At 73.5% G+C, this 2,126-nt stretch carries 2 protein-coding genes; both read right to left on the bottom strand.

What is annotated here, in order from left to right; translation table 11 throughout:
• Positions 1-206 precede the first annotated feature (206 nt).
• On the bottom strand, positions 207-638 hold the full coding sequence (locus HW577_RS24125; protein WP_198378642.1) for an OmpA family protein: 432 nt from the start codon (positions 636-638) through the stop codon (positions 207-209).
• A complete protein-coding gene (locus tag HW577_RS24120) occupies positions 635-1,846 on the bottom strand; it encodes a cupin domain-containing protein (protein ID WP_198378641.1) in 1,212 nt (403 codons plus the stop codon). Before HW577_RS24120 ends, HW577_RS24125 begins: the two co-directional genes overlap by 4 nt.
• Positions 1,847-2,126: the final 280 nt, after the last annotated feature.

Here is a 2,126-nt window from a genome sequence, read left to right as displayed (position 1 = left end):
GCTGCGGGGCGGGCAGGGCGGCGCGCGGCGGCCCGGCCTGCTGCGCGATGGCGGCGAGGGGAGCCAGCGCGAGGCCGGCGGCCATCGCCAGGAACGACAGGCGCATGAAGGGCCCTTCGGGGGGAAACGCAGTTGCAACATGACGGGGCTCGTGCGGGCTCCGCAAGCGCCCGCGCGACACGGTCGGCGTGAAAAACGCGCCGACCTCAGGGCGCGGGCAGCACCACGATGCTGACGGTGCGCGACGGCGGCTCCGCGGCCCGAACGCGCGGGCTGAACTGGGCGCTGCGCGCTTCTGCCCGCAGCCGGTCCCGCGCGATGCCGCGCGCGGCAAGGGCGTTGGCGACGGCGCGCGCGCGCTCGGCGGCAAGGCGGATCGAGGTCGTCGCCCCGCCTTCCTGGCCCGCATGGCCAAGCAGGCAGGCGACACGGTCCGGGCCAGCGCGCAGCGCTTCCTCGGCCGCGGCGAGCGGCGTGCGCGCGGCATCCGTCAGCGCGGCGGACCCGCGCGCGAAGGGGATGGCGAAGACATCCTCCTCGAGCTGCTCGGCGCCGACGCAGGAAAAGGCGGGGGCCTGCGCTACCGCGCCGGGCGCGAGGGCGAGCAGGAGGAGAATAAGGAGTCCACGCAGCCTCATGCCGCAGCCAGGACCCCGACCGCCTTCAGCCGGTCGATCAGCGCGGCGGCATCCAGCGCGGGGGACGCGGCGCGCAACTCCGCCTCGGTGAAGGTGGGACGGGCGAGGATCCAGGCGGAGGCCTCGACCTCCGGCAATGACATCGCGATCACCCCACCATCGGTCTTCAGGCCGAACTCGTTTCCACGCCGGACCGGACGCGCGGTGCCAACCACGCGGAAGCGCCGGCCGGCCGCCTGGGTGCCGGCGGCGGGCGCACCGGCGCGCGCGGCCTGGAGGTCGTAGCCACCGCGTTCGAACCGATGGCCGCGCACGAAGCCTTCGAGCACCTCCAGCACCTTCGGATCGCGCGAAAGGTCCGACAGCCGGCCGCCGATGGCGGCGAGGCGCCGCGACAACGCCTCGCGCGCCGCGGGGCTGCCGTCCTGCCGCGGCAAGGGCTGGCGGAACAGGGCGTCGTACAGCGCGCGCTCGGTCAGCACATTGAGGGCATCCATGCCGAGCGCAGCGTGCACGCCATAGGCGATGTGGACGGAATCCGGCGCCTCTGCCAGCGCATCGTGATACCAGCCTCGCGGCAGGTAGAGCAGGTCGCCCTTCCGGATGACGACCTTCTCCCGCAGCCGGCCCTTCGCCTGGTCGTGATGCGCCTGCGGCTGGCCGCGGAACAGCGGATGGGCGATCGGCCATTCGGCGCGCCCTTCCCAGATGTTCCAGGCCTTCTCGCCTTCGACCTGCACCGCCCAGACATCGTGCGTGTCGTAGTGGGAGTGGAAGGCCTTGTGCGACTGGAAGGAGATGTAGACGTTGGCCTGCGCCTTGCCGAGGCCGGCATCCTCCAGCGCGCGGGACACGGCGGCGAGCCCTGGCGTCAGGCTGTCCACGTCGTTCATCACGACCGAGGCGCCGCGCGCGACCCATTCCTGCACCTTCCCCGCGACCGGCTGCAGCACCGGCGCGCCGTCGCGCGACGTGGCCTTGGCGCTGTACTGGGCCGGGGGGACGGGGACGCTGTCCATCACGACGCGCAGGCTGGTCTCCGACCAGATATGCGTCATGCCGAGCAGCGCATCGATGCCCGCCCAGTCGAGCACGGCGGCGAACTTCGCCGCGCCACCCGGCACGTGCAGGGGCTGGCGGTCGTAGTACTCGGCGAAGAACTGCTCCGGCGTCACCGGGGCGAGAAGGTCCTGCAACGTCATCTTCATGCGGCAAGTCTAGACTCCTTCCGCGGCCGTCGTCAGCGCCCGGCGCGGGATGCTGGACGATGGCGGCCGCCCCGGCGCAGGCTCGTCCCGCGGCGGCAAGACCCGACGGAGGAGACAAGCATGGCGGACGACACGCACGCCCCGGTCGACACGGCGCGGCAGGAGGTGCTGCGCGCGGCGGCCGAGGCCCTGGCCCGCATCGCGCCCGGCCTGCCCGGGGATGCGGCCCGCCTGCTCGCGGAGCTTCACGCCGGCGTGCCGACCCTGGAACTGGCCGCCG

Source organism: Neoroseomonas rubea (assembly GCF_016106015.1).
Taxonomy (GTDB): Bacteria; Pseudomonadota; Alphaproteobacteria; order Acetobacterales; family Acetobacteraceae; genus Neoroseomonas; species Neoroseomonas rubea.
This window is presented reverse-complemented; position numbering and strand designations above follow the sequence as displayed.